Raw genomic sequence first — 19,761 nt, 5'->3', positions numbered from 1 at the left:
GAGATTTCAAGATCCTAGTGCTTGCTATGGTAGCCATTATTCCTGATCATCAATTTGGGTAATGGATTGACTGATTTTCATACCTCGGCTTTCCATAGCTGGGATAAATAAGTTTGTGGGTAGTGCTGCTTCTACTGGTGAAACTCCTAGTTTTTTGAGTTTGCCTTCTAATAATAGTTGAGCAATACTACCTGCACCACATCCAGAAGCCAAAGCTGTATTTTCATGAACTAATGTAGAACAGTAAATAAATGTTTGCCCATTTTTTTTACCTGTGACTGCTGAACGTACGGCTACGCCAATGCCACTAAAATTATTCGTGAAATCTGTCATAAAATAACTGACATGAGATAAAAATTCAATCATATAATGACGCTGCATTAACCACTTAGGAAATATATGTGCAGTTATCCAAGTCAGGTGGTTATAAAAGTCGGGAATAGAACCAAATTTGGTAACTACAGTTTTAACTGATGGGAAGGTTTGAGGAATGGTATAGGTTTCTGGCATATCAAACCAGTAAACGCCACTGCTGCCATAAGGAGAAGGAAAATCAATGATTTGTCTTTGAGTATAGGGTAAGATTTTTTGCCATTTGCTATCTATCCAAGCTGTAAAGGGATATTGTAATCCTAAAAAAGTTGTGCGCATGACTGTAACTCCTGCACCACCAGAACCAGATACTAAATAACTTAAATGTATTTTTTCTGGTTGATCAAATTGTTCTACACATTGACGCACCATGCTATTAGAAATGCCGGGAAATATGCCAGTATTAATAATTGCTGTTACACCTGCTTGAACAGCTTGTTCATGATATTTTAAGGCTTTGATGGTATAGGAACGATGGTCGCTGACATCTATATAGTTAATACCTTGTTCAATGCAAATTTTGAGAACATTAGCATCTCGGTGGTGAAATGGCCCGGCACAATGGATAACTAAATTAGAGTTGGCGATCGCCTGTGTCAATTTATCAATTTCTGCCAAGTCCAACACCAAAAAATCAACTCTATTTGCCAATGGTAGATTGACGCTGTTTCCTGTCTCTGGAGAACGTCCAGTAATAGTAATTTGTGCCTGAGTGTGGTTGGCTATATCTGCCGCAACACTATTACCGATTCGCCCTCGTCCGCCCAGTATCAAAACACGATCTGTCATTACTCCACTATAGGTAACACTAACTTCTAGTTGAGCAGCTTTTTGTCATTTTTGTCATCGGCTATCAGTACGATTTACCCGAAAACAACTGTAAAATTGAGATTTGCAAGTAAATAGGCTTAAATTTCCGTAATATTTACATATATCTTGTTAATTGAACTCGATAACGTTCTTTTTTAGTAACAGCAATTTCTCCTACTTCTAAACGTCCTTTACCGCGAATAGCGATTAAGTCGCCGGATTTGACCTGGGAACTAGCTTGATTAATATCTTTCCAGTTAACGCGAACATCACCACTTTCGATAAAGTTAACCATTTTGCTACGGGACATCCCAAAACCAGCCGAGGCGATCGCATCTAGCCGCAAAGATGCTTCCACTGTGGTTAATTCCTTTTTTTTGGGTTCCCTAACTTTTAACTCATTGATATCAATGCGTTGAGTTTTCACAGGCACAGAACGCACCTGTTGTAGACTGATTTCCAAAAATTCTGCTAACTCTGGGGTGACAATAGCTTGCGCTCCCCTTTCTCCCAAAACAATCAGATCGCCTGTCTTTTCTCGAACAATTCCAGTCCCCAGCATTGCGCCCAAAAAGTCGCGGTGAGTGGCGGTATCAAAGAGAAAATTTCCGGCAATTTCTAAAGCTACGAGGTCTACTTGAGATTGATCTAGAGGTAGTTCCGAACGTGCGATCGCTATTCTTTGACGTTCTGCTTGGGGATAACCGCCCCAGGAGACTAATTCCACATCTGTTAACCGACTGAATACCCGGCGAACTTCTGCCAATTCCGGCGGAGACAAAAAATCACTAAAAACTACTTCCCAAGTTTTAATTGCTTGTTCTGCTTGATCAATCACACGAGCTACAGTATCTCGATTTTCGACACCTTTTAACAGTTCTTCTCTAGGCAACATTATCTAAATATAGGACTCCTATTTAATCTTTGTTGGCGTACTCTGGACTGGCCACTGATCAACTTAGTACAACTCAAAAAGGCTTTTTCCGACTCCCCCCGGCGGAAAAATATCAAACATCACTGAGTATTAGATGTATCAGCATAACCTTGGATATTTTCTGGCTCAAATTTCCGTAATATCCGGGTTGCTTGCCGACTTATGGCTTCAGAAACTTGGACAACAACTATATATTTACCCATTTCTAGACGATTGCGGTAAGGTAAAGCATCGCCACCGCCGAGGATTAAGCCCACACCACCACCGACAAACACACTACCCATAGCACCACTACCAGCGCCCAGAAGACCGCCGACAATGTGGTTTCCAATTTCCCCCGCCCATGCAAAGGTATTTAAACCTGTAATCAGGCTAAAAGTAAAACCTGCAAAAAAGCCAAAGGGTACAAGCCAGTATGACATTAGCTTTGCTTGCTTTTTAGCTTGTTCTTTTGGGTCAACCAAACCAAACTCGTCAGCAGTTTTATAACCCCGACCGAGAATAGTGCTTGTAATCCCCTCAGCTTCTAGAGCTAGGTAAGCGGCTTCGGCTTGAATGCGGTCTGGTAATACGGCAACAACGTAATTCATTGATTAAATAATAATTGTCTGATAAAAGTTCTTAATTAACAGGGTATCAGTGCTGATGGAATTAATCTTGTATCTAATTTCAGAGATTTAGAAATATACAGGATGAATGGGGAATGATTTTGGGCATCTTCCTATTATCTCATTTTCTGGGGGTAGATATCATTTGAGTGCATCCAGTGGCTGACAAAAATCATTTATGCCTTGCTTGAGAATATAGATGAGAACTGGCGTGGCTAAAATTTGGGGAAAGGAGGGTATAGTTTGGAGACGTGCCATGATGCTCAATACTGAGTTATTCTGCAAATCTGCGCGATATTCTGGTTCACAAATGACGGCGCGCCATTTTCTGGCCATAGCATCCAACCACTCAGAATTAGTCATTCCTGGTTCTTGTCCGACGCGAATAGCCAGAGTCATGGCTGCATCTTCTAAATCGCCATCACAATCCTCAATCAAATCCAGCGCTTCCATAGCTTTTGAGTCGTCTGCTAATTGAGAACGAAAGAAGGCTATTTCTTGGGATGTAACTGTAGTCATAGAGTTTTCACAAATCCAAATATGTTAATATTCAGCTATGGTAGTCGAATGGTAGTCGAATTTTAATGATTTTCACTGATTGAGACTTTCCCTAGTCATTCAAACACCGCTATTTTCCCGACGTGCTTTTAGTTTCATCATAATTTCGGCGTGCATCTCACGGGTAATTGGGTAAAAATAGGTGAGGAATAGACCTAAAATTAAGAAAATTGTGGGTAATGGACCGACACTCAAGCGGATAGCAAATAAAGCGGATTCGGGTTGTATGGGTAGAGGTTGTCCGGCTGTAGTGGCTTGGAAACCGGCAGATTGTAAAGCGTTTCCTACTAAAAATATACCTAAAGCTAAACCTAATTTTTGCAGCAAAACCATAAAGCCATAAAAAATCCCTTCTCGGCGTTGTCCGGTGTTGTATTCGTCTAAATCAATGACATCGGGAATCAGTGACCAAGGAATGAGATAAGCTGTGGACACGCCCACACCAGCCATGACGGCCATGACATACATTAAAACTAGTTGGCTAGGCTGGAGGAAAAACAGTCCACCGGCGGCGATTATCCATGAGATCATCCCTAGAAAATAAACTACTTTTTTGCCAATTTTCTTGCTTAAAGCACTCCAAAAAAATAACATGATTAAGGCTGTGCCTTGGACTGCAATGATCACGGTGGGAACATCTGCATCTGTCAAACCCATACAGTTGACGACAAAATAAGGCAGAGTTGTGGCTGTAACTTGTACACCTAGCCAAGAGAAAAGATATATACCAATGACGAATAGAAAAGGTCGATTGCTAAAGACGATTTTTAATTGTTGAAAGAAGGGTAGTGATGCAGGTTGTGCAATTTGGTTACGTTTCGCTTCAAATGCCAAGATGCGATCGCGCACGCCAAAAATACAGATATATAATGCTAAAACGGCAATTACGGCAGAAACGGCGGCTAATACGAGATATTGTTGCTGGCGATCGCCTATGATAGAAAAAATAATTTTTGCTAAAACTAACGATAAAATACTACCGCTAATGGAAAAAGCAAAGCGAAAACTATTTAAATTAGTCCGCTCATCATAATCTTGAGTTAGTTCTGGAGTCATTGCTGTATAAGGCAAACTCACAACGGTGTAAATCACTTGCGAGAGTAACCCAATTACGACGTAATACCAAAACAACGGCCAAATATTATTACTCTGGTTGGCAGTAAAAGGCGGTATGATCCACTGCAAGAAAAAGATAATCCCAAAAGGAATTGCTCCGTAAAACATCCAAGGTAAACGACGACCCCAGCGACGAGATTTGGTTCTATCTGACAACATCCCAATAATCGGATCGTTGATCGCATCCCAAATTTTACCAATCATTAAAATGCTACCAGCTAATCCAGCCGGAATCCCAGCCACATTGGTAAAGAAAACCAGCAGGAAAAATATGGAAATATTGCCAGTAATTGCGGGTCCAAAATCTCCCGCACCATAAGCCAGTTTAGTTTTCAAATCCAGTTGAGGATTTTCTGGATTAATTTGGGGAAACTCGTCAACAGCATCGTCGTTTATGCTCATACTAAAATTACAAGTTTGTAGTTGAATTAACTATTACTTAAAAGTAGCCTTTTTATGTCAAATCTTTACGTTTCTTGGTCAGATTATCACCAAAAAATTGAAGACCTAGCAGCTGTGATCTATAAATCAGGCTGGGAGTTCAACCAGATTGTTTGTCTTGCTAGAGGAGGAATGCGAGTCGGAGATATAATTTCCCGCATATATAAACAGCCTTTAGCGATTTTAGCTACCTCTTCTTACAGTGGTCCTGGTAAGCAAGCAAGAGGGAATTTAATCTTTTCTCGCCACTTAACAATGACAACCGAAAAGTTAGGTTCTCACATTCTCCTAGTTGATGACTTGGTAGATTCTGGAATTACACTAGAGCAAAGTATACCCTGGCTACAGGAAAATGGTAATTGTGCCGTTGAGGAAATTCGCACGGCGGTACTGTGGTATAAAGCCTGTTCTACCATCAAACCTGATTATTATGTTGATTATTTACCGGATAACCCCTGGATTCATCAACCCTTTGAACACTATGAAAATATGAATCCCGCAGAACTAAAGCTGGGGACTGGGGATTGAGGATTGGGGATTGGGAAATGTTCACAAACTTCCAGAAATCAAGCCGATAATTGCACCAATGGGGACTAATTGCCATGTGGGACGTTGGAAGCGGATTAGAGCAACTAAAGCCATCAGCCCAATGATCACGGCTAAGAGAGAACGCCCCAAGGTATCTTGAATAATAGCAGTTTGTGCTAGGGGAATAGCCGCAGCTGCGATCGCACCCAGAACCGCCGGAGTTACCCCTTTCAAAAAGCTGCGAATCCAGGGGTTTTGACGAATGCGAACTAAAAGCGGTGCAGCCCCCATAATAAATAAAAATGATGGCGTAAAAATAGCTACAGTAGAAATTAAAGCTCCCACAGCCCCAGCTACTTTATAACCCACAAATGCAGCCGTAATTACCACAGGTCCCGGAGTAAATTCACCGAGAGCAACACCATCAATAAATTCGCTGCGGGTTAACCATTGAAATTGATTGACTACTTCCAACTCCAGTAAGGGAATAATTACTAACCCACCGCCGAAGATGAAACTACCCACTTTCAGGAAGAACAAGGTTAAAGTCACATAATACTCATTAATCCGTTCTAGTCCCCAAAATGTAGACATTGCCAAGGTTTCAGTGGTTACAGTAGCTAATGTTTTCGGTAGCACCTGAATCATTGGTAACACAGGAACCAGCCAACCACTGGTGCGATTTGAGGGAGTGTAGAGGATTAACCCCACCAGACCGGCTAAGAGGAATTGCAAAAGGATATTGATTTGAAATAGCCAGGTAACAAGTAGGACAGAAATGGCGATCGCCACACCTTGAACATCAGTAATTGCCCGTTTTGCCAACTTCCAGCAAAAACCAAAAATAATTGCGATCACAACCGGGGTAATCCCCAAAAACAAATGTTCAATCTGCGGTATCCCCTGAAACCGAAAATATGCCCAAGACAGAATGAGCATAATCACAAAAGCAGGCAAAATAAAACAAATACCTGCCACTAAAGCCCCCAACTGTCCCGCGCGCAAATATCCGGTATAAATTCCCATCTGGGTAGAAGCAGGCCCCGGTAACATCTCGCAAACCGCGACTCCTGCCAAAAATTCTTCTTGAGTAAACCAGCCTCTTCGCACTACAGTTTCATCATTAATCATGGCAATGTGAGCTTGAGGACCACCAAAGCCAATTAACCCTAATTTGAGAAAAATTTGAGCGAGTTCTAGTAATCGGGTGGATAAACTAGGCATAAAATTAACCGCCGATGAATTAAAATAGCCACAGCCACAGGGGTAGAGTGATTAATAATACTATAGACCCCACAGCTAAGGAGGTAACAGCCAAGTCACGGTCAAGATTAAATGTTTCGGCAATTACCAGTGTGGCAAATGCTGGCGGCATAGACATTTGCAGGACGATGACTAGTGCCGGTTCTCCAGTTACCCCTATTAGGGGTAATAAACTACCGATAACTAAGGGAACAATGAACATTTTAATTGTTAAGCTGATTCCTGCCTGTGGTAGCCTGTGCCAAGAATCCAGCCCGGAAAGTCGCATTCCAATTAATCCTAGAGTTAAAGCCACCACAATCCAAGCTAATGTTTGTAAGCTAGATTCCCAGAACTGAGGTAGGGGGACATCTCGAAATAGCAAGCCAAACCCGAAACTCCACAAAGCAGGATTGATCAACAGGGATTTGGTAATTTGCCCATAATTTCTGATATTCCCCCCGAAATGAGATGCTAAAACTATTCCGAAGCCATAAGCCCCAAATAGTGTTCCCAACATGTCGTAAAATAAAGCCCAGGCAAAGTATTCTTGTCCAACTAAAGCGAGGGTGATGGGATAACCAAGATTACCAGTGTTACCCACCATTGCCGCCAGGAGCAAACTACCTTGAGTTGTTTTCTGTTGAGTGGTTTTAGTGAAATAGGCTTGGCCTTTCATTGCCCACCAAGCCAAAAATGCCCCTAGTAAAATGGCTAAGTAGGCGATCGCCGGGGCAATCCAAATCTGTCCCGATAAATCAGCTTGACGTAAAAAAGCTACTATACTTATGGGTACTCCTACCCAAAATAGCCCTTGACCCACACGGGTAGGAACTGAGTTAGGTAGTTTGCGTCCCAGAATAAAGCCCACTAGGACTAATCCCACCAGTTTGACGTATAGTTCTAGAAGGTTAACCAAGATTGTGTCAAGGAAGAATAGATGTGAATACTACCGCAGATAATCACCGTCCAGTCTACAATCTTTGATGAATATTGCACAAAAGCAGGAGTTGATCCTTGAATAAACCCCGGTTTTCTGGACAACCGCATAACTTATCAGGTGACTCTAATCAAGATATTCCAGTGGCTTTACGCGATAGCCTTGAAGTACCACCTCAGCGACCTTCGCCAACTCTAATTTTACTGATCACAGGAGTTGGAGGGTTAATTCTGCTGGGTTTAATGGCTAGTTTTTGGTTCTTTGTGATCTCGCCCAGAAACAAAGTTGAGCCTCAAGCTACATTTAATGGTACAAGTCCCACAGGCACACAACCGGATAATTCTGTCAATAGCCCCAATAATAATGTTGATGCGCTGTTGGGTCATTTAACATACCCAGAAGCCCCAGAGTCAGAACTATTAGCAATTAGCGCCGATGGGCGAATTAGACTGCGACAAGTAGCCGCCGAAAGGTATCAGTCTATGACGGAAGCAGCCCGAACTGATGGGATAATTTTAGTGCCAATTTCTGGTTTTCGTTCCGTAGCAGAGCAGGAACAGCTATTTTTTGATGTGGGTGCTAAACGGAATCAAACCCCAGCCCAAAGAGCATCTGTGAGTGCGCCCCCTGGACATAGTGAACATCATACAGGCTATGCCATAGATATTGGTGATGGTAGAGTACCAGCCACTAATCTGCAAACCAACTTTGAAAATACCAGTGCTTTTCAGTGGTTAGAAGGAAATGCGGCGCGTTTTGGCTTTGAAATGTCCTTTCCTGAGAATAATCCTCAAGGTGTGAGTTATGAACCTTGGCACTGGCGTTTTGTCGGCGATCGCCATAGTTTGGAATTATTTTACAAAGCTAGAAATTTAAACACCACACAACCATAAGCTAAATCACCATAGCCTCTAGTGGTGTATTTAATCATCCGAATCGGCTTGTATTCAGAAGCATTCATGAGAAAAGTATTGAAAAATCTCGTGTATGCTTTCCAGTTATGCAATATAATATCTTTAATGCGGATCTTTAATGCGGATATACCGCAAACAAACGAGTAGTGATGCGTAAATAACCCGTGTATAAAATTCTGGGGTTAGTAGCTAGTTAGAGTTTTGCTATCTAAAGCTGACAAACGCTAATCAACACTTACATTTGAGCCAAAATTCCTGTCATCTACCAACTATTTGAATCGGATTACGTCAACAGTTAGGCAAATAGCTTCCTGTTTGCTCCTTGATTGTTGGTAACGGAATCTCATTGTGGTTGATCTAAATTACTCAAAGAATTGGAAAGAGCATGAAACGTCTTGTGGTTTGCTGTGATGGAACTTGGCAAAATTTAGCCGTTCCTTGTCCAACCAACGTAGTTAAGTTAGCTCAATCTGTAAAACCCCTCGCCCATGATCGGATTCCACAGATCGTATTTTACGATGCTGGCATTGGCACCGACCATCAAAAAATTTTAGGGGGAGTTACCGGAGCCGGAATCGATAAAAATATAGAAGATGGCTATAGATTTCTGAGTCTCAATTATACTCCTGGTGATCAAATTTATCTGTTCGGTTTTAGTCGCGGTGCTTACACAGTTAGAAGTCTAGCGGGAATGATCTATTGCTCCGGTTTGCTCAACCGCAGTAATATCACTCAGGCACATGAAGCCTATGAGCTTTACCGTAACCGGGATGTGAAACCCGGAGATGCAGAAGCGATCGCATACCGTAAAAAATTTAGCGATCGCGTTAGCGGTGAGGTCCGCATCACTTTACTCGGTTGTTTTGACACCGTAGGCGCTCTGGGGATTCCTCAACTGGGAATACCCTTATTAAACCAGTTCAAGCAGCAGCTAAATAACCGCTACAGATTCCACGACACTACTGTCAACAAATACGTGCAAAATGCCTTGCACGCCATAGCGGTCGATGAAATCCGCAAAATTTTTGATGTCACCCCCATGAACAAGCATCCTGAAGCCGAAGAAGAAAACCAAAGGGTAATTCAAAAGTGGTTCCCCGGTGGACATGACTGCGTTGGTGGCGGAACCCCAGAACATATAGGGTTATCAGATATCGCCTTACAGTGGATGATTGACTCCATCAGTGAAATGCAATTAGGGCTGGAATTTGATACAACTCAAATCCCCACAGGTATTAACCCCAATTATCAATCTGACTTTAAAAATAATCCTGGCTTCTTCAAACTTGCAGGAATCAAGTTGCGTGAAATTAGTGATATCGCAGACCTGCATCAAAGCACCATAAACCGTTTAAAAAGTCGCCCAGACTACCGTCCCAAAAACTTACAAAATATTATCCCTCAATTGATTTAACCTGCTTAAATGGGGATACTCACAGCGCATAAATTTTCCATGCATCACATAAATAATTTAAAAACAGGTAAAAATAATTATGACTGGAAAAAGAGACACATCCAAAGACGGTTTAAATAACAAACTGCAAACATTAGTATTAACAAACTTCAAAGGTATTTGGCAACTTCTTCAAAGCAACAAATCCATTGCCCGTAAAGTTAATAAAACTCTGATTAACAGTCTCATCTATAAAATTCCTACGCGTCCTAATCCCTATAGTATGATGACCTTAGATGAGTATATTCCTGACACTCAAATCCCCAAAAAAACTGATACTTATACTTCCTGGGAATCCCTCAACGATCGCACCTATACCGGAAGACATCTGCCACCCGATCCCAAATTAAACGCTGAAGCTAATCTCCCCAAAGTTGAAGACCTAGCTATTTTATTCCGCAAAAAAGACGGTAAAACCATCTACTCTAGCAAATCAACCATGTTGTTTCCCTATTGGGTGCAGTGGTTTACAGATAGTTTCCTTCGTCTAGATCACCACAATAAATTAAAAAATACATCCAATCATGAAATAGATTTGTGTAATGTTTATGGTTTAACCAGAAAACAAACACATCTTTTAAGAACCTTCCAAGGAGGTAAATTCAAAAGTCAAAAACTCCAGCGCGAAGATGGTGTAGAAGAAGAATATCCCTTGTTTTATTATACTGATGCAGAGCAAGGTCAAGTAGACCCGCAATTTGTAGGTCTCTATGAACCCATTAATGATGAAAAAAGACAGCCCCCAGAGAAAAAACAATACCTGTTTGCGATGGGAGTAGAACGAGCAAATGTGCAAATTGGCTATGTCATGCTCAATACTCTCTGTCTGCGCGAACATAATCGCCTTTGCGATCAATTAGCTAGCAATTATCCAGATTGGGATGATGAACGCCTCTTCCAAACATCGAGAAATATTCTCATGGCGATGATTCTGAAAATCATCATGGCAGAATACATTAACCATATTACTCCCTATCACTTTAAATTATTTGCCGACCCGGAATCTTTCACCAAAGAAAGTTGGTATCGTACCAATTATATGGCCATTGAATTTGATTTTGTTTATCGCTGGCATAGTGCGATTCCCGAAACTTTTACCTATAAAGGTCAACCAACTCATATTGCCACATCTCTCTGGAATAATAAAATGTTTATTGACCAGGGTTTAGGTGCATTAATGGAAGAAACTTGTTCTCAACCAGGAACAAGAATTGGTCTATTCAACACTCCTGATATATTAGTTGAATTAACAGAGTTACCCTCAATTAAACTGGGACGACAACTGCAATTAGCCAGCTACAACGACTATCGAGAAATGTGTGGCTTCCCTAGAGTTACAAAGTTTGAGCAAATTACTGGCGATGAATTTACGCAACAAAAACTTAAAGAATTATATGGTCATGTTGATAAAATTGAATTTTTTGTCGGACTTTACGCCGAAGATGTGCGAGAAAATTCCACTATTCCTCCCCTAGTCGCACGCTTAATTGGGATTGATGCCTTTTCTCAAGCCCTAACTAATCCTTTACTATCACCCAATATCTTCAATAAAGAGACTTTTTCTCCTGTGGGTTGGGAAATTATTCAAAGTACCAACACAGTCTCCGATTTAGTCAATCGCAACGTTCCGGACTCAGACAGAAAATACAAAGTTACCTTTGACCTTTAAAACTTCTTTGATAAGTTGTTAGCGGTAATTTGTATGACATTTTTACCAAGGGGGGAACAAGAAAGAATTTTCAGCCCCAAAAACCAAATTTCACTGTAAATCTTCCCTCCTCACTTGCGGGGAGGGGCTAGAGGTGAGGTTCTATTGAATTGAATTAGCGTTACTTGGAATTAACAAAAAACATGAAACTATTTACCGAATATCCAGAAAAAGACGAATTTAAATATTCTAGTCTCATGAGTGAACTAGCGACAAAGCGCATGGAAAATCTTTACGGCGATCGCACAAAAGAACCCGCTAAGAGAGATACTCATACTAAAACCCACGCTGCTGTTCAAGGAACCCTAGAAATATTTGACTTTGATGAAGCAGTGATTAAACAAGAGTTGAGCGATCGCACCTCATTAACAGCAGATCAACTTGCTACAATTTCTCTAAAACAAGGTTTATTTGCTCAAGCAAAACAATATCCCGTGTGGTTAAGATTTGCTAACGGTGCCTTTTCAATTAAAAATGATTATGAACCAGATACGCGATCGATGGCTGTCAAAATCATCGGAGTAGAAGGAGAAAGACTAACAGAAAGTCACGAGTTAAAAACCCAGGATATTATTGTCCACAATGTTGAATACTTTTTTGTGAAAACCATTAAAGACTTTTACAGCTTTTTTCTGGCGGTTTATCGCTCTGGACTGTCTCCCCTTCTGAAGCTATACCCGCTTATCTGGCTACTCTTGCATCCCAATGAATTTTCATATTTAAGAAATGGTTTCAAACGGGTTCCCAAACATTTGCTCACAGAACGCTATTGGAGCGCTTCAGCCTATTCCCTCGGACTTAAACCCGATTTTGATCCCACCAAAACCAGTGTAGAGCCAGTAGAATATCCGGCTGTGATTAAATATGCATTTACTCCGGTTTCCAGTCAACCACCTCATCAACCCATACCATTCCAAGAAAGGCCACAAACTGAACTTAAGCGTGCCAAAGCATCACGTTCAGAAGACAACTACTACCGGGAAGATATCATCCAAGCTCTAGCAAACCCTGATGCTGAATACACCTGGGACTTTCAAATTCAATTTCAAACTAGCCCAGAGATGTCCATCGATGATACTACCATTCCCTGGAATGAAGAAGAATCACCCTTCTTTACAGTTGGTCGTCTGACAGTTAAGCATCAGAACGTTCACTCTCCCCAAGAAGATGACTTTGGCGAAAATCTCCGCCTTTCTCCTTGGAATGGTCTAGCAGTCCATCGTCCTATCGGCGCAATCAATCGGTTACGCGGCGTAGTTTATCCTATCGTTGCTGAATACCGGCATAAAAAAAGAGGTATCAAATACCAAGAACCAACTATCTAATTTTTGACCCCCTAAATTCTAAAATTTCTTTCTTGTTATCTAACCAATAGCAAATAATTCTAGATTAGGCTAACAGAAAACAAATCATTTCACATGGTATCCAGTAAATCAAACTCAACAAAAATGTTTGCACCTAGTCAGGACTTTACCCCTGACTTCATCACCGGCTAAAAATTTTCATTATGGTTAATTTGGCTGACATCTGATTACAAAGTCGTAAACACATATCTTGCACCAGGCGACGGTCAGTCACGGCTACACAGGCGAAACCAGCACTTCGAGAAGCTCATTGACCACCTACGCGGGTTGAAAACCTTAATTTTATGTTAGTCCGCGCAGGCGGACTTTGTTTGTATAGCCGCGTTCGCCCTTGGCGTTGCGTTAGCAATATTTTAATCGCCAGGGCTAGGTGCAAGATGTGAGTAAATTCATTGGTATAATTGAATATTATTTTTAATAAATTGATACTCTCTTGACAAAGAGTATCAATTTATCTGAATATTCTACTCATCTGAATATCATTAATTTGCAAAGAGGCATTAGATGGGAATTAATAATTTGTTTAACGCAGGCGGTATCGTCATGTGGCCGCTATTCGGTTTTTCTGTCTTAGCAGTAGCGCTGACTATTGAACGTATCCGGTTTTGGGTGAGAATCAATAACCGTCAAACCAGCGTAATTAGAGACGTGTTAAAACTTTATCGGCTAAATAACGTAGTTGGTGCAATGGATAAACTGAAGAAAAACGCAGATTTACCCTTAGCCAGGATTTTTCTTGCACCCCTAGAATTAGAAGAACCCAACCCCGAAGAATTTCGGTTAGCCCTAGAAAGCGAAGCCCAAGCAGAGATACCCTTACTCAAACGGTTTCAAAATATTTTTGAAACAATTATTGGTTTAGCACCATTATTAGGACTATTGGGTACAGTCTTAGGACTAATTGCATCCTTTGCATCCTTAAACATAGGCGACGTAGGAGGTACAAAAACCGCAGATGTCACAGCAGGTATTAGCGAAGCCTTAGTTTCCACCGCCACAGGCTTAGTAGTCGCCATATTTACACTGTTATTTGCCAACTCCTTTCGGGGGTTATATATGCGTCAAATAGCCTTGATTCAAGAATATGGAGGACAATTAGAACTACTTTACCGCCGACGCTACGAAAGAGGAGAGAAAGACTATGCGCCTACCAGATGAATCAGATTTACCAGCACAAATCAACATCTTACCGATGATTGACGTGATATTTGCGATTTTAACCTTCTTTATCATGTCTACTCTGTTTTTAACCAGGTCAGAAGGTCTACCTGTAAATTTGCCCACAGCCAGCACAGCCACAGCACAGCAAATAACCACGAGAATTACGATCACAGTAGATGAAAAAGGCATCATTAGCGTAAATCGTCAACCCAGTAACATTAATTCCTTAGTGGATCAAATAGGTAGTATTATGGGTTCGGAATCAGAAGCCTTAGTGATCATCAATGCCGATGAAAAAGTTGGTCATGGTCAAGTAGTCGCAATCATGGATCAAGTCCGTCAGGTAAAAGGAGCTAAATTAGCCATATCCACCCAGAAACCCTAAATCACCCATTGTGCGTGATTCCCCTAGATGAACAGAAGTAGCACTAATATTTCCTGCCATTATTCACCTAACCATATTGAGGCATTTTCGCCCTAGATTACCGAAAAGTGTAATGCGTGTATGTAGTTTCAAGTAATCAAGCTGGTTAAAAATATTAGTTGACTTCTGGAATCGAGGCGGTTATTATAATATCGAACCGGAATTGGATTAGTCAAAAAGGCTACCAAATACTGGGGAATATTCATTTTAGCAATAAATAACAAAAGCAATGTCTAACGAATTGTTTACCGAAGTATCCTCTGCACAACAAGAAACCGTATCTGGTGGCAGACGCTTGACCGTTAACATCGGTGGTTCATTCCTTTTCAGAGCTAGAGACACATCAGCCAGCTTCACCTCTGTTCTGCCCGATGGTACAGCAGAAACACAGAATCAAACAGACAGCTCTGGAATTGAAGCAGACGCTACCACTGGTAACATCGTTTCCTCAACACCAGACCCAGACTTTACCTCTCTCCCCGCAGGTATTCAAGCTTTATTGGCTGGTTTACTAGGACTATAGTAAAAAGCCCGAAATTGATCACAAACAATCAATTTATTGGTAATTAATTACTACCAAATAGCTTCAAGATTGCTGAAAAGCCGAAACTAAACTCCCAAAAATTAAGTAACTTACAAAAACCATGTCCAACAAATTGTTTACTGAAGTATCCGTTGCTCAACAAGAAACCGTATCTGGTGGACGTTTCACGTTTAATTTGGGTGGCTCACGTGTTATAGGATTTACAGACATCACAGGTAATGCTACTTTAGTTACTCCTGATCCTCTTGGTGGCAGCCCTACAGTGGAAACAGCAAGTTTCACAGATGCTGATGAATTTGAAACAGATGCTGTTAGCGGCGTTGTTTTGACAAGTGAATCAATCTCACCATCTCCCAGAGGTTTTAATTCCATCCGCGGCCTCTTCAGTGGTTTGTTCGTCTAATCCTGATCTATAGAAGGTCATTTAGTCACAGTAAGAAATCCTGAGTTGGTTGGTAATAAATCGGCCAACTCTGATACAATATCTTCTCAGGGAATAAAAATCCTGAAAACATAAGCTACAAAAACCATGTCTCACGAATTGTTTACCGAAGTTCCTATTGAACAACAAGAAACCATATCTGGTGGCTTCTTAAACTCATTCCCTTTTGCTTCTGGAGCATCCATAAATTTCGGTGAAACTAGTTTTGCCGCAGCTGAAACCGGTACAAGAGTTCAAACTAGAACTCTTCCCACTGGTGAAAGTACAACAGACAGCCAAACAATAGATTTCACTGTTGTGACATCAGGTAGAACCTTCAACATCATCCAACCATTTTCCTTCTTAAGCAACAATAGCAATGGTAATGGTGGTAATGGTGGTAATGGTAGTAATGGTTAGTTGACAACATAGAGTTAATCAGTAATGAGTTGATTGCTAAATACTGTCAACTTTGTTAAAGTCTGAAACCCTATCTTCTCAAAAGAAGCCGAGTAAAGCATTAAAAAATGCTGTTGTGTATGGTATCATTACAGATGGGTAAAACCAAATTTCTCGCTCCCCTTGCTAGTCTGTATTTTGTTAGAAATTAAATAGTCTAACTGTGCAGTATTAGTTATAAAGTAAGCAGAAATTAGTAATCTGTAAAAGTTACAAAAAGCCTTTCCAATGGGAAAGCCCAAAGAAACTAAAGGCAGCAAACACCGCATAAAAAATTATCACACTGTAGCAATAAGACCTTGATGGAAATATTATTTGCTTCTAGTGAATAATTGTGGTGTTTAGGTCAGTACAAGACTTAAAAACCTACCGAGATAGCCTCGGAAAGTATACGCCCAAACCTCGAAATAACGAGATGTGAGGAAATATCACTTAGCTGAATTGCATCAACTGAGTGAGCCTGGGAACTTGATAAAAGAAGATAACAACATCCCTAAGGGAAAAGTTGTAAATCTCCTTACTTTGAGTAAGAAGAGTCTCAAACCAAACAATAAAATTCCTGAGAACAAGTGAGAAAAATCATGACAAACGAATTGTTTACCGAAGTATCCGTTGCACAACAAGAAACAGTAACCGGCGGTGTTACAACTATTCTAAGTGGAATTGGTTTAAACAGATCTTTCACTAACTTCAAAGGATTACAACTAGCTACTGCTACTCTTTCCCAATCTACTCCAGAAGGTAGCGGCACAGCTAGTGAAGGTGGTTCTGCAGTAGTTGACACCACTGGTGAAACTGGTAACGTTACTTTAGTTAACCCATCTGGCACTCAGTTCTCATTCGACTTCAGCAGATTCTTCAACTTTGGTCAAGAACAAACACCAGCAGCATAAGTTAAGAAAACATCGACAACTCTGGTAAATATCGTTTGTACGAAGAAATTAATATCATGTCTGACCAATTGTTTACCGAAGTCTCTGACGAGCAGCAAGAAGCCGTAAGTGGTGGCTTTTTATCTCAATTCCAGAATTTTGGTGCGACCTTAAATGGTTCTATATTCAATGCAGCAAGTGGTATAGCTGCTGGTGATACTACTTCAGGTCCTGGTGGTAGCACAGCGAGCGGCGTTGCTGGATTTGAAGCGCTTTTTTCAGCTGGGTTAAACATAAGTATCTTTGGTTCCGCAAACGGACCCATTGTGCTACCTCCCATTGGTCCAACTGATCCAGTCATTCCAATCATTCCTACTCCCCCTGGTCCTGGGCCTGGTCCCATAGTTCCATAGGGAAGCAAATTAGATTAAATATCTGTTTTGCAGCTAAAAAATCATTCACTAAAGTCAACGTGAATTTGAAAAGTTGAGAAATGGTCAGCTATTTGTTTTTGGGTAGCATAATTAGCGATAATTATCTGGTCTTAATTGACTACCCATAATATAGCTGGCTATTTTTTATAGGTAGAGGTAGTTGAAAATATTGCCGAACCACTCACAATTACAAAACTCTGGATTACTCTATTGAAAGAATTACCGGAAATAGGATTAGAATCAGGTAGCTATTTCTGGGAAAATTTCATGGTTAGCTGCGTATGAAATACCAATGTGTTAGACAGCATAGTGAAGAAGATTGTGGTGCTGCTTGTCTGGCCGCAGTTTCTAAACATCACGGGCGCAATTTTACCCTTAGCCACATCCGCGAAGTTGTAGGAACGGGACAACGCGGGACAACTTTGTTAGGACTACGGCGAGGTGCAGAAACACTAGGTTTCACTGCTAAACCTGTGACGACTTCACCAGAGTTACTTAACCGCTTAGATGAAGCACCTTTACCGGCAATTATTCACTGGAAAGGCAATCACTGGGTGGTTTTATATGGTAAAAAAGGGAAAAAGTTTCTGGTTGCAGACCCGGCTGTGGGAATGCGTTATCTGTCTACCCAAGATTTAGTCAAGGGTTGGACAGATTGGTTAATGCTATTACTAGAGCCAGACCCGATCAGATTTTTTGCCCAAAAAGATGACGAAGTTGGCGGATTTTTCCGGTTTTTCAAACGGGTGTGGATTTATCGGGCTATACTCGCCCAAGCTTTACCCCTGAATTTGATGTTGGGTGTACTGTCTTTGGCTTCTCCGTTTTTATTGCAAATCCTCACTGATGATGTGCTAGTAAGGGGGGATTTAGATTTACTGACTACAGTGGTAATGGCTGTAGTGGTTATGAATCTAGTTTCTACTAGTCTTTCTTTTGTACAGTCTAATTTAATTGCCCATTTTGCCCAACGCCTAAAATTAGGGTTAGTGCTGGATTTTGGGCGACAAATTTTGCAATTACCTCTTTCTTATTATGAAGCGAGAAGGAGTGGAGAAATTGTCAGTAGGCTACGAGATATTGACCAAATTAATCAATTAATATCTCAAGTAGTTGTGGCCTTACCGAGCCGCTTCTTTATTGCGGTGATTTCTCTGGGATTGATGATTTTCTATAGCTGGAAATTAACTATATTAGCAGCAATTGTTGCTGTGGTAATGACTTTATCTACAATAGTTTTTCTCCCGACTTTACAGCAAAAGAACCGGGAATTTTTAGTTAAATATGCGGAAGCTCAGGGGCTGTTAGTAGAAACTTTTAAAGGCGCGCTTACTCTGAAAACCACAAGTTCTGGTCAACAATTCAAAGATGAGTTGCAGGGGGAATTTGGGTCTTTGAGCAATTTGGCATTTCGGACAATGCAAATTGGGATTATTAATGGTAATTTTTCTGGGTTTATTTCTAGTGTTGGTGGTGTAATTTTACTTTGGTTTGGTGGCTATTTAGTAATTGATCCGGCAGAAAATCTCAGCATTGGGCAATTATTCGCATTCAACGCTATGAATGGGAATTTTGTGGGATTAATTGCGATGATTATTGGTTTTGTGCAGCAATTTACTCTGGTGAAAACTGCAACTGAACGTCTCACAGAAGTGATAGACGCTACGGCGGAAGTTGAAAACGATGGTAAAAAGCCTTTTGCGATGATTCCTGGTGATACTGATATTGTCTGTAGCGATGTGAGTTTTCACTATTCTGGGAGGCTAGAACTGTTACAAGATTTTTCTTTAACTATTCCTGGAGGGAAAGTAACTGCCATTATTGGTAGATCCGGTTGTGGTAAAAGCACTATAGCAAAATTGTTAGCGGGACTATACCCCATCAAGTCTGGTAATATCCAGATAGGGTTGTTTAATATCCAAGACCTTTCGTTGGAATGTCTGAGAAAACAGGTAATACTTGTGCCTCAAGATGCACATTTTTGGAGTCGTTCTATAGTGGAAAACTTCCGATTAGGCGCTCCCCAAGCTTCTTTTGAGGATATTGTGAGAGCTTGTAAGATAGCGGAGGCTGATGAATTTATTGTCAAACTCCCTGATAAATATCAAAGTATTTTAGGTGAGTTTGGGGCAAATATTTCTGGTGGACAGCGCCAAAGGTTAGCTATAGCAAGGGCTATAGTCACAGATCCGCCAATTTTGATTTTAGATGAGTCTACAGGTGGATTAGACCCGGTGAGTGAGGCTCAAGTCTTAGATCAATTATTTCAACACCGTCGGGGAAAAACGACTATTTTAATTACTCATCGTCCTAAAGTTATGAATAGGGCTGATTGGGTTGTGATGTTAGAAGATGGTAAATTAAAGCAGCAAGGTACTGTAAAAGATTTTCATAAAACGACAGGGCAACATTTAGAATTTTTTACTGATTAATTTAGTACTAGTTTCTTAAGAAGAAT

General features: G+C 40.8%; 20 protein-coding genes. 13 read left to right on the top strand and 7 right to left on the bottom strand.

The window, feature by feature from the left end; translation table 11 throughout:
- Positions 1 to 36 precede the first annotated feature (36 nt).
- The 5 genes from ACM0OP_RS06265 to ACM0OP_RS06245 form a co-directional block, all read right to left on the bottom strand.
- Entirely contained in the window at positions 37 to 1,161 is a 1,125-nt protein-coding gene (locus ACM0OP_RS06265; RefSeq protein WP_414527537.1) for a saccharopine dehydrogenase family protein, read from the bottom strand.
- Between the two features lie 136 nt (positions 1,162 to 1,297).
- Positions 1,298 to 2,077 carry a photosystem II S4 domain protein gene (locus ACM0OP_RS06260; RefSeq protein WP_414527536.1) on the bottom strand — a complete coding sequence of 260 codons (780 nt, stop codon included), beginning with the start codon at positions 2,075 to 2,077 and terminating at the stop codon, positions 1,298 to 1,300.
- Between the two features lie 119 nt (positions 2,078 to 2,196).
- Entirely contained in the window at positions 2,197 to 2,706 is a 510-nt protein-coding gene (locus tag ACM0OP_RS06255; RefSeq protein WP_414527535.1) for a hypothetical protein, read from the bottom strand.
- A 159-nt stretch (positions 2,707 to 2,865) separates the two neighbouring features.
- A complete protein-coding gene (locus ACM0OP_RS06250) occupies positions 2,866 to 3,243 on the bottom strand; it encodes a hypothetical protein (RefSeq protein WP_414527534.1) in 378 nt (125 codons plus the stop codon).
- 99 nt (positions 3,244 to 3,342) lie between these two features.
- On the bottom strand, positions 3,343 to 4,800 hold the full coding sequence (locus tag ACM0OP_RS06245; RefSeq protein ID WP_414527533.1) for an MFS transporter: 1,458 nt from the start codon (positions 4,798 to 4,800) through the stop codon (positions 3,343 to 3,345).
- A gap of 54 nt (positions 4,801 to 4,854) precedes the next feature.
- Between ACM0OP_RS06245 and ACM0OP_RS06240 the strand changes: the two genes are divergently transcribed.
- Complete coding sequence (locus tag ACM0OP_RS06240; RefSeq protein ID WP_414527532.1) at positions 4,855 to 5,367, top strand: phosphoribosyltransferase; 513 nt, start codon at positions 4,855 to 4,857, stop codon at positions 5,365 to 5,367.
- A gap of 21 nt (positions 5,368 to 5,388) precedes the next feature.
- Here the strand turns inward: ACM0OP_RS06240 and chrA are convergent, their stop codons facing one another.
- Both chrA and ACM0OP_RS06230 read right to left on the bottom strand, forming a co-directional pair.
- Positions 5,389 to 6,591 (bottom strand): chromate efflux transporter, encoded by a 1,203-nt coding sequence (gene chrA / locus ACM0OP_RS06235; protein ID WP_414527531.1) that lies wholly within the window; start codon positions 6,589 to 6,591, stop codon positions 5,389 to 5,391.
- Between the two features lie 19 nt (positions 6,592 to 6,610).
- On the bottom strand, positions 6,611 to 7,528 hold the full coding sequence (locus ACM0OP_RS06230; RefSeq protein ID WP_414527530.1) for an AEC family transporter: 918 nt from the start codon (positions 7,526 to 7,528) through the stop codon (positions 6,611 to 6,613).
- Between the two features lie 98 nt (positions 7,529 to 7,626).
- Here ACM0OP_RS06230 and ACM0OP_RS06225 point away from each other — a divergent pair, with 98 nt between their 5' ends.
- The 12 genes from ACM0OP_RS06225 (at position 7,627) to ACM0OP_RS06170 (ending at position 19,735) form a co-directional block, all read left to right on the top strand.
- The gene (locus ACM0OP_RS06225; RefSeq protein WP_414527529.1) at positions 7,627 to 8,442 is read left to right on the top strand and encodes a M15 family metallopeptidase; all 816 of its coding nucleotides are present in this window, start codon (positions 7,627 to 7,629) and stop codon (positions 8,440 to 8,442) included.
- 406 nt (positions 8,443 to 8,848) lie between these two features.
- Entirely contained in the window at positions 8,849 to 9,877 is a 1,029-nt protein-coding gene (locus tag ACM0OP_RS06220; protein ID WP_414527528.1) for a DUF2235 domain-containing protein, read from the top strand.
- 79 nt (positions 9,878 to 9,956) lie between these two features.
- Positions 9,957 to 11,585, top strand: a complete 1,629-nt coding sequence (locus ACM0OP_RS06215) for a peroxidase family protein (protein WP_414527527.1) — start codon at positions 9,957 to 9,959, stop codon at positions 11,583 to 11,585.
- 182 nt (positions 11,586 to 11,767) lie between these two features.
- Positions 11,768 to 12,949, top strand: coding sequence for a catalase family protein (locus tag ACM0OP_RS06210; RefSeq protein WP_414527526.1), 1,182 nt, complete (start codon positions 11,768 to 11,770; stop codon positions 12,947 to 12,949).
- Between the two features lie 543 nt (positions 12,950 to 13,492).
- Positions 13,493 to 14,146: a MotA/TolQ/ExbB proton channel family protein gene (locus tag ACM0OP_RS06205; RefSeq protein WP_414527525.1), complete on the top strand. Its 654-nt coding sequence runs from the start codon at positions 13,493 to 13,495 to the stop codon at positions 14,144 to 14,146.
- Entirely contained in the window at positions 14,130 to 14,534 is a 405-nt protein-coding gene (locus tag ACM0OP_RS06200; protein WP_414527524.1) for an ExbD/TolR family protein, read from the top strand. Before ACM0OP_RS06205 ends, ACM0OP_RS06200 begins: the two co-directional genes overlap by 17 nt.
- 268 nt (positions 14,535 to 14,802) lie before the next feature.
- Positions 14,803 to 15,096: a CTB family bacteriocin gene (locus ACM0OP_RS06195; RefSeq protein WP_414527523.1), complete on the top strand. Its 294-nt coding sequence runs from the start codon at positions 14,803 to 14,805 to the stop codon at positions 15,094 to 15,096.
- A gap of 121 nt (positions 15,097 to 15,217) precedes the next feature.
- The gene (locus tag ACM0OP_RS06190; protein ID WP_414527522.1) at positions 15,218 to 15,520 is read left to right on the top strand and encodes a hypothetical protein; all 303 of its coding nucleotides are present in this window, start codon (positions 15,218 to 15,220) and stop codon (positions 15,518 to 15,520) included.
- A gap of 126 nt (positions 15,521 to 15,646) precedes the next feature.
- Positions 15,647 to 15,958: a hypothetical protein gene (locus ACM0OP_RS06185; RefSeq protein ID WP_414527521.1), complete on the top strand. Its 312-nt coding sequence runs from the start codon at positions 15,647 to 15,649 to the stop codon at positions 15,956 to 15,958.
- Positions 15,959 to 16,578: 620 nt separating this feature from the next.
- Positions 16,579 to 16,890, top strand: coding sequence for a CTB family bacteriocin (locus tag ACM0OP_RS06180; protein WP_414527520.1), 312 nt, complete (start codon positions 16,579 to 16,581; stop codon positions 16,888 to 16,890).
- A gap of 56 nt (positions 16,891 to 16,946) precedes the next feature.
- Complete coding sequence (locus tag ACM0OP_RS06175) at positions 16,947 to 17,282, top strand: CTB family bacteriocin (protein ID WP_414527519.1); 336 nt, start codon at positions 16,947 to 16,949, stop codon at positions 17,280 to 17,282.
- Positions 17,283 to 17,584: 302 nt separating this feature from the next.
- Entirely contained in the window at positions 17,585 to 19,735 is a 2,151-nt protein-coding gene (locus ACM0OP_RS06170) for a peptidase domain-containing ABC transporter (RefSeq protein ID WP_414527518.1), read from the top strand.
- Positions 19,736 to 19,761: the final 26 nt, after the last annotated feature.

It is taken from the genome of Nodularia chucula CCY0103 (assembly GCF_963923915.1).
GTDB lineage: Bacteria > Cyanobacteriota > Cyanobacteriia > Cyanobacteriales > Nostocaceae > Nodularia > Nodularia chucula.
Note: the sequence above shows the minus strand (reverse complement) of the source record. Positions and strands in the feature narration are given on the sequence as shown.

Coding starts and splice junctions, on each gene's coding strand:
- ACM0OP_RS06265 (WP_414527537.1), bottom strand. CDS start 1,161: ATGACAGATCGTGTTTTGATACTGGGCGGACGAGGGCGAATCGGTAAT.
- ACM0OP_RS06260 (WP_414527536.1), bottom strand. CDS start 2,077: ATGTTGCCTAGAGAAGAACTGTTAAAAGGTGTCGAAAATCGAGATACT.
- ACM0OP_RS06255 (WP_414527535.1), bottom strand. CDS start 2,706: ATGAATTACGTTGTTGCCGTATTACCAGACCGCATTCAAGCCGAAGCC.
- ACM0OP_RS06250 (WP_414527534.1), bottom strand. CDS start 3,243: ATGACTACAGTTACATCCCAAGAAATAGCCTTCTTTCGTTCTCAATTA.
- ACM0OP_RS06245 (WP_414527533.1), bottom strand. CDS start 4,800: ATGAGCATAAACGACGATGCTGTTGACGAGTTTCCCCAAATTAATCCA.
- ACM0OP_RS06240 (WP_414527532.1), top strand. CDS start 4,855: ATGTCAAATCTTTACGTTTCTTGGTCAGATTATCACCAAAAAATTGAA.
- chrA (WP_414527531.1), bottom strand. CDS start 6,591: ATGCCTAGTTTATCCACCCGATTACTAGAACTCGCTCAAATTTTTCTC.
- ACM0OP_RS06220 (WP_414527528.1), top strand. CDS start 8,849: ATGAAACGTCTTGTGGTTTGCTGTGATGGAACTTGGCAAAATTTAGCC.
- ACM0OP_RS06215 (WP_414527527.1), top strand. CDS start 9,957: ATGACTGGAAAAAGAGACACATCCAAAGACGGTTTAAATAACAAACTG.
- ACM0OP_RS06210 (WP_414527526.1), top strand. CDS start 11,768: ATGAAACTATTTACCGAATATCCAGAAAAAGACGAATTTAAATATTCT.
- ACM0OP_RS06205 (WP_414527525.1), top strand. CDS start 13,493: ATGGGAATTAATAATTTGTTTAACGCAGGCGGTATCGTCATGTGGCCG.
- ACM0OP_RS06200 (WP_414527524.1), top strand. CDS start 14,130: ATGCGCCTACCAGATGAATCAGATTTACCAGCACAAATCAACATCTTA.
- ACM0OP_RS06195 (WP_414527523.1), top strand. CDS start 14,803: ATGTCTAACGAATTGTTTACCGAAGTATCCTCTGCACAACAAGAAACC.
- ACM0OP_RS06190 (WP_414527522.1), top strand. CDS start 15,218: ATGTCCAACAAATTGTTTACTGAAGTATCCGTTGCTCAACAAGAAACC.
- ACM0OP_RS06185 (WP_414527521.1), top strand. CDS start 15,647: ATGTCTCACGAATTGTTTACCGAAGTTCCTATTGAACAACAAGAAACC.
- ACM0OP_RS06180 (WP_414527520.1), top strand. CDS start 16,579: ATGACAAACGAATTGTTTACCGAAGTATCCGTTGCACAACAAGAAACA.
- ACM0OP_RS06175 (WP_414527519.1), top strand. CDS start 16,947: ATGTCTGACCAATTGTTTACCGAAGTCTCTGACGAGCAGCAAGAAGCC.
- ACM0OP_RS06170 (WP_414527518.1), top strand. CDS start 17,585: ATGAAATACCAATGTGTTAGACAGCATAGTGAAGAAGATTGTGGTGCT.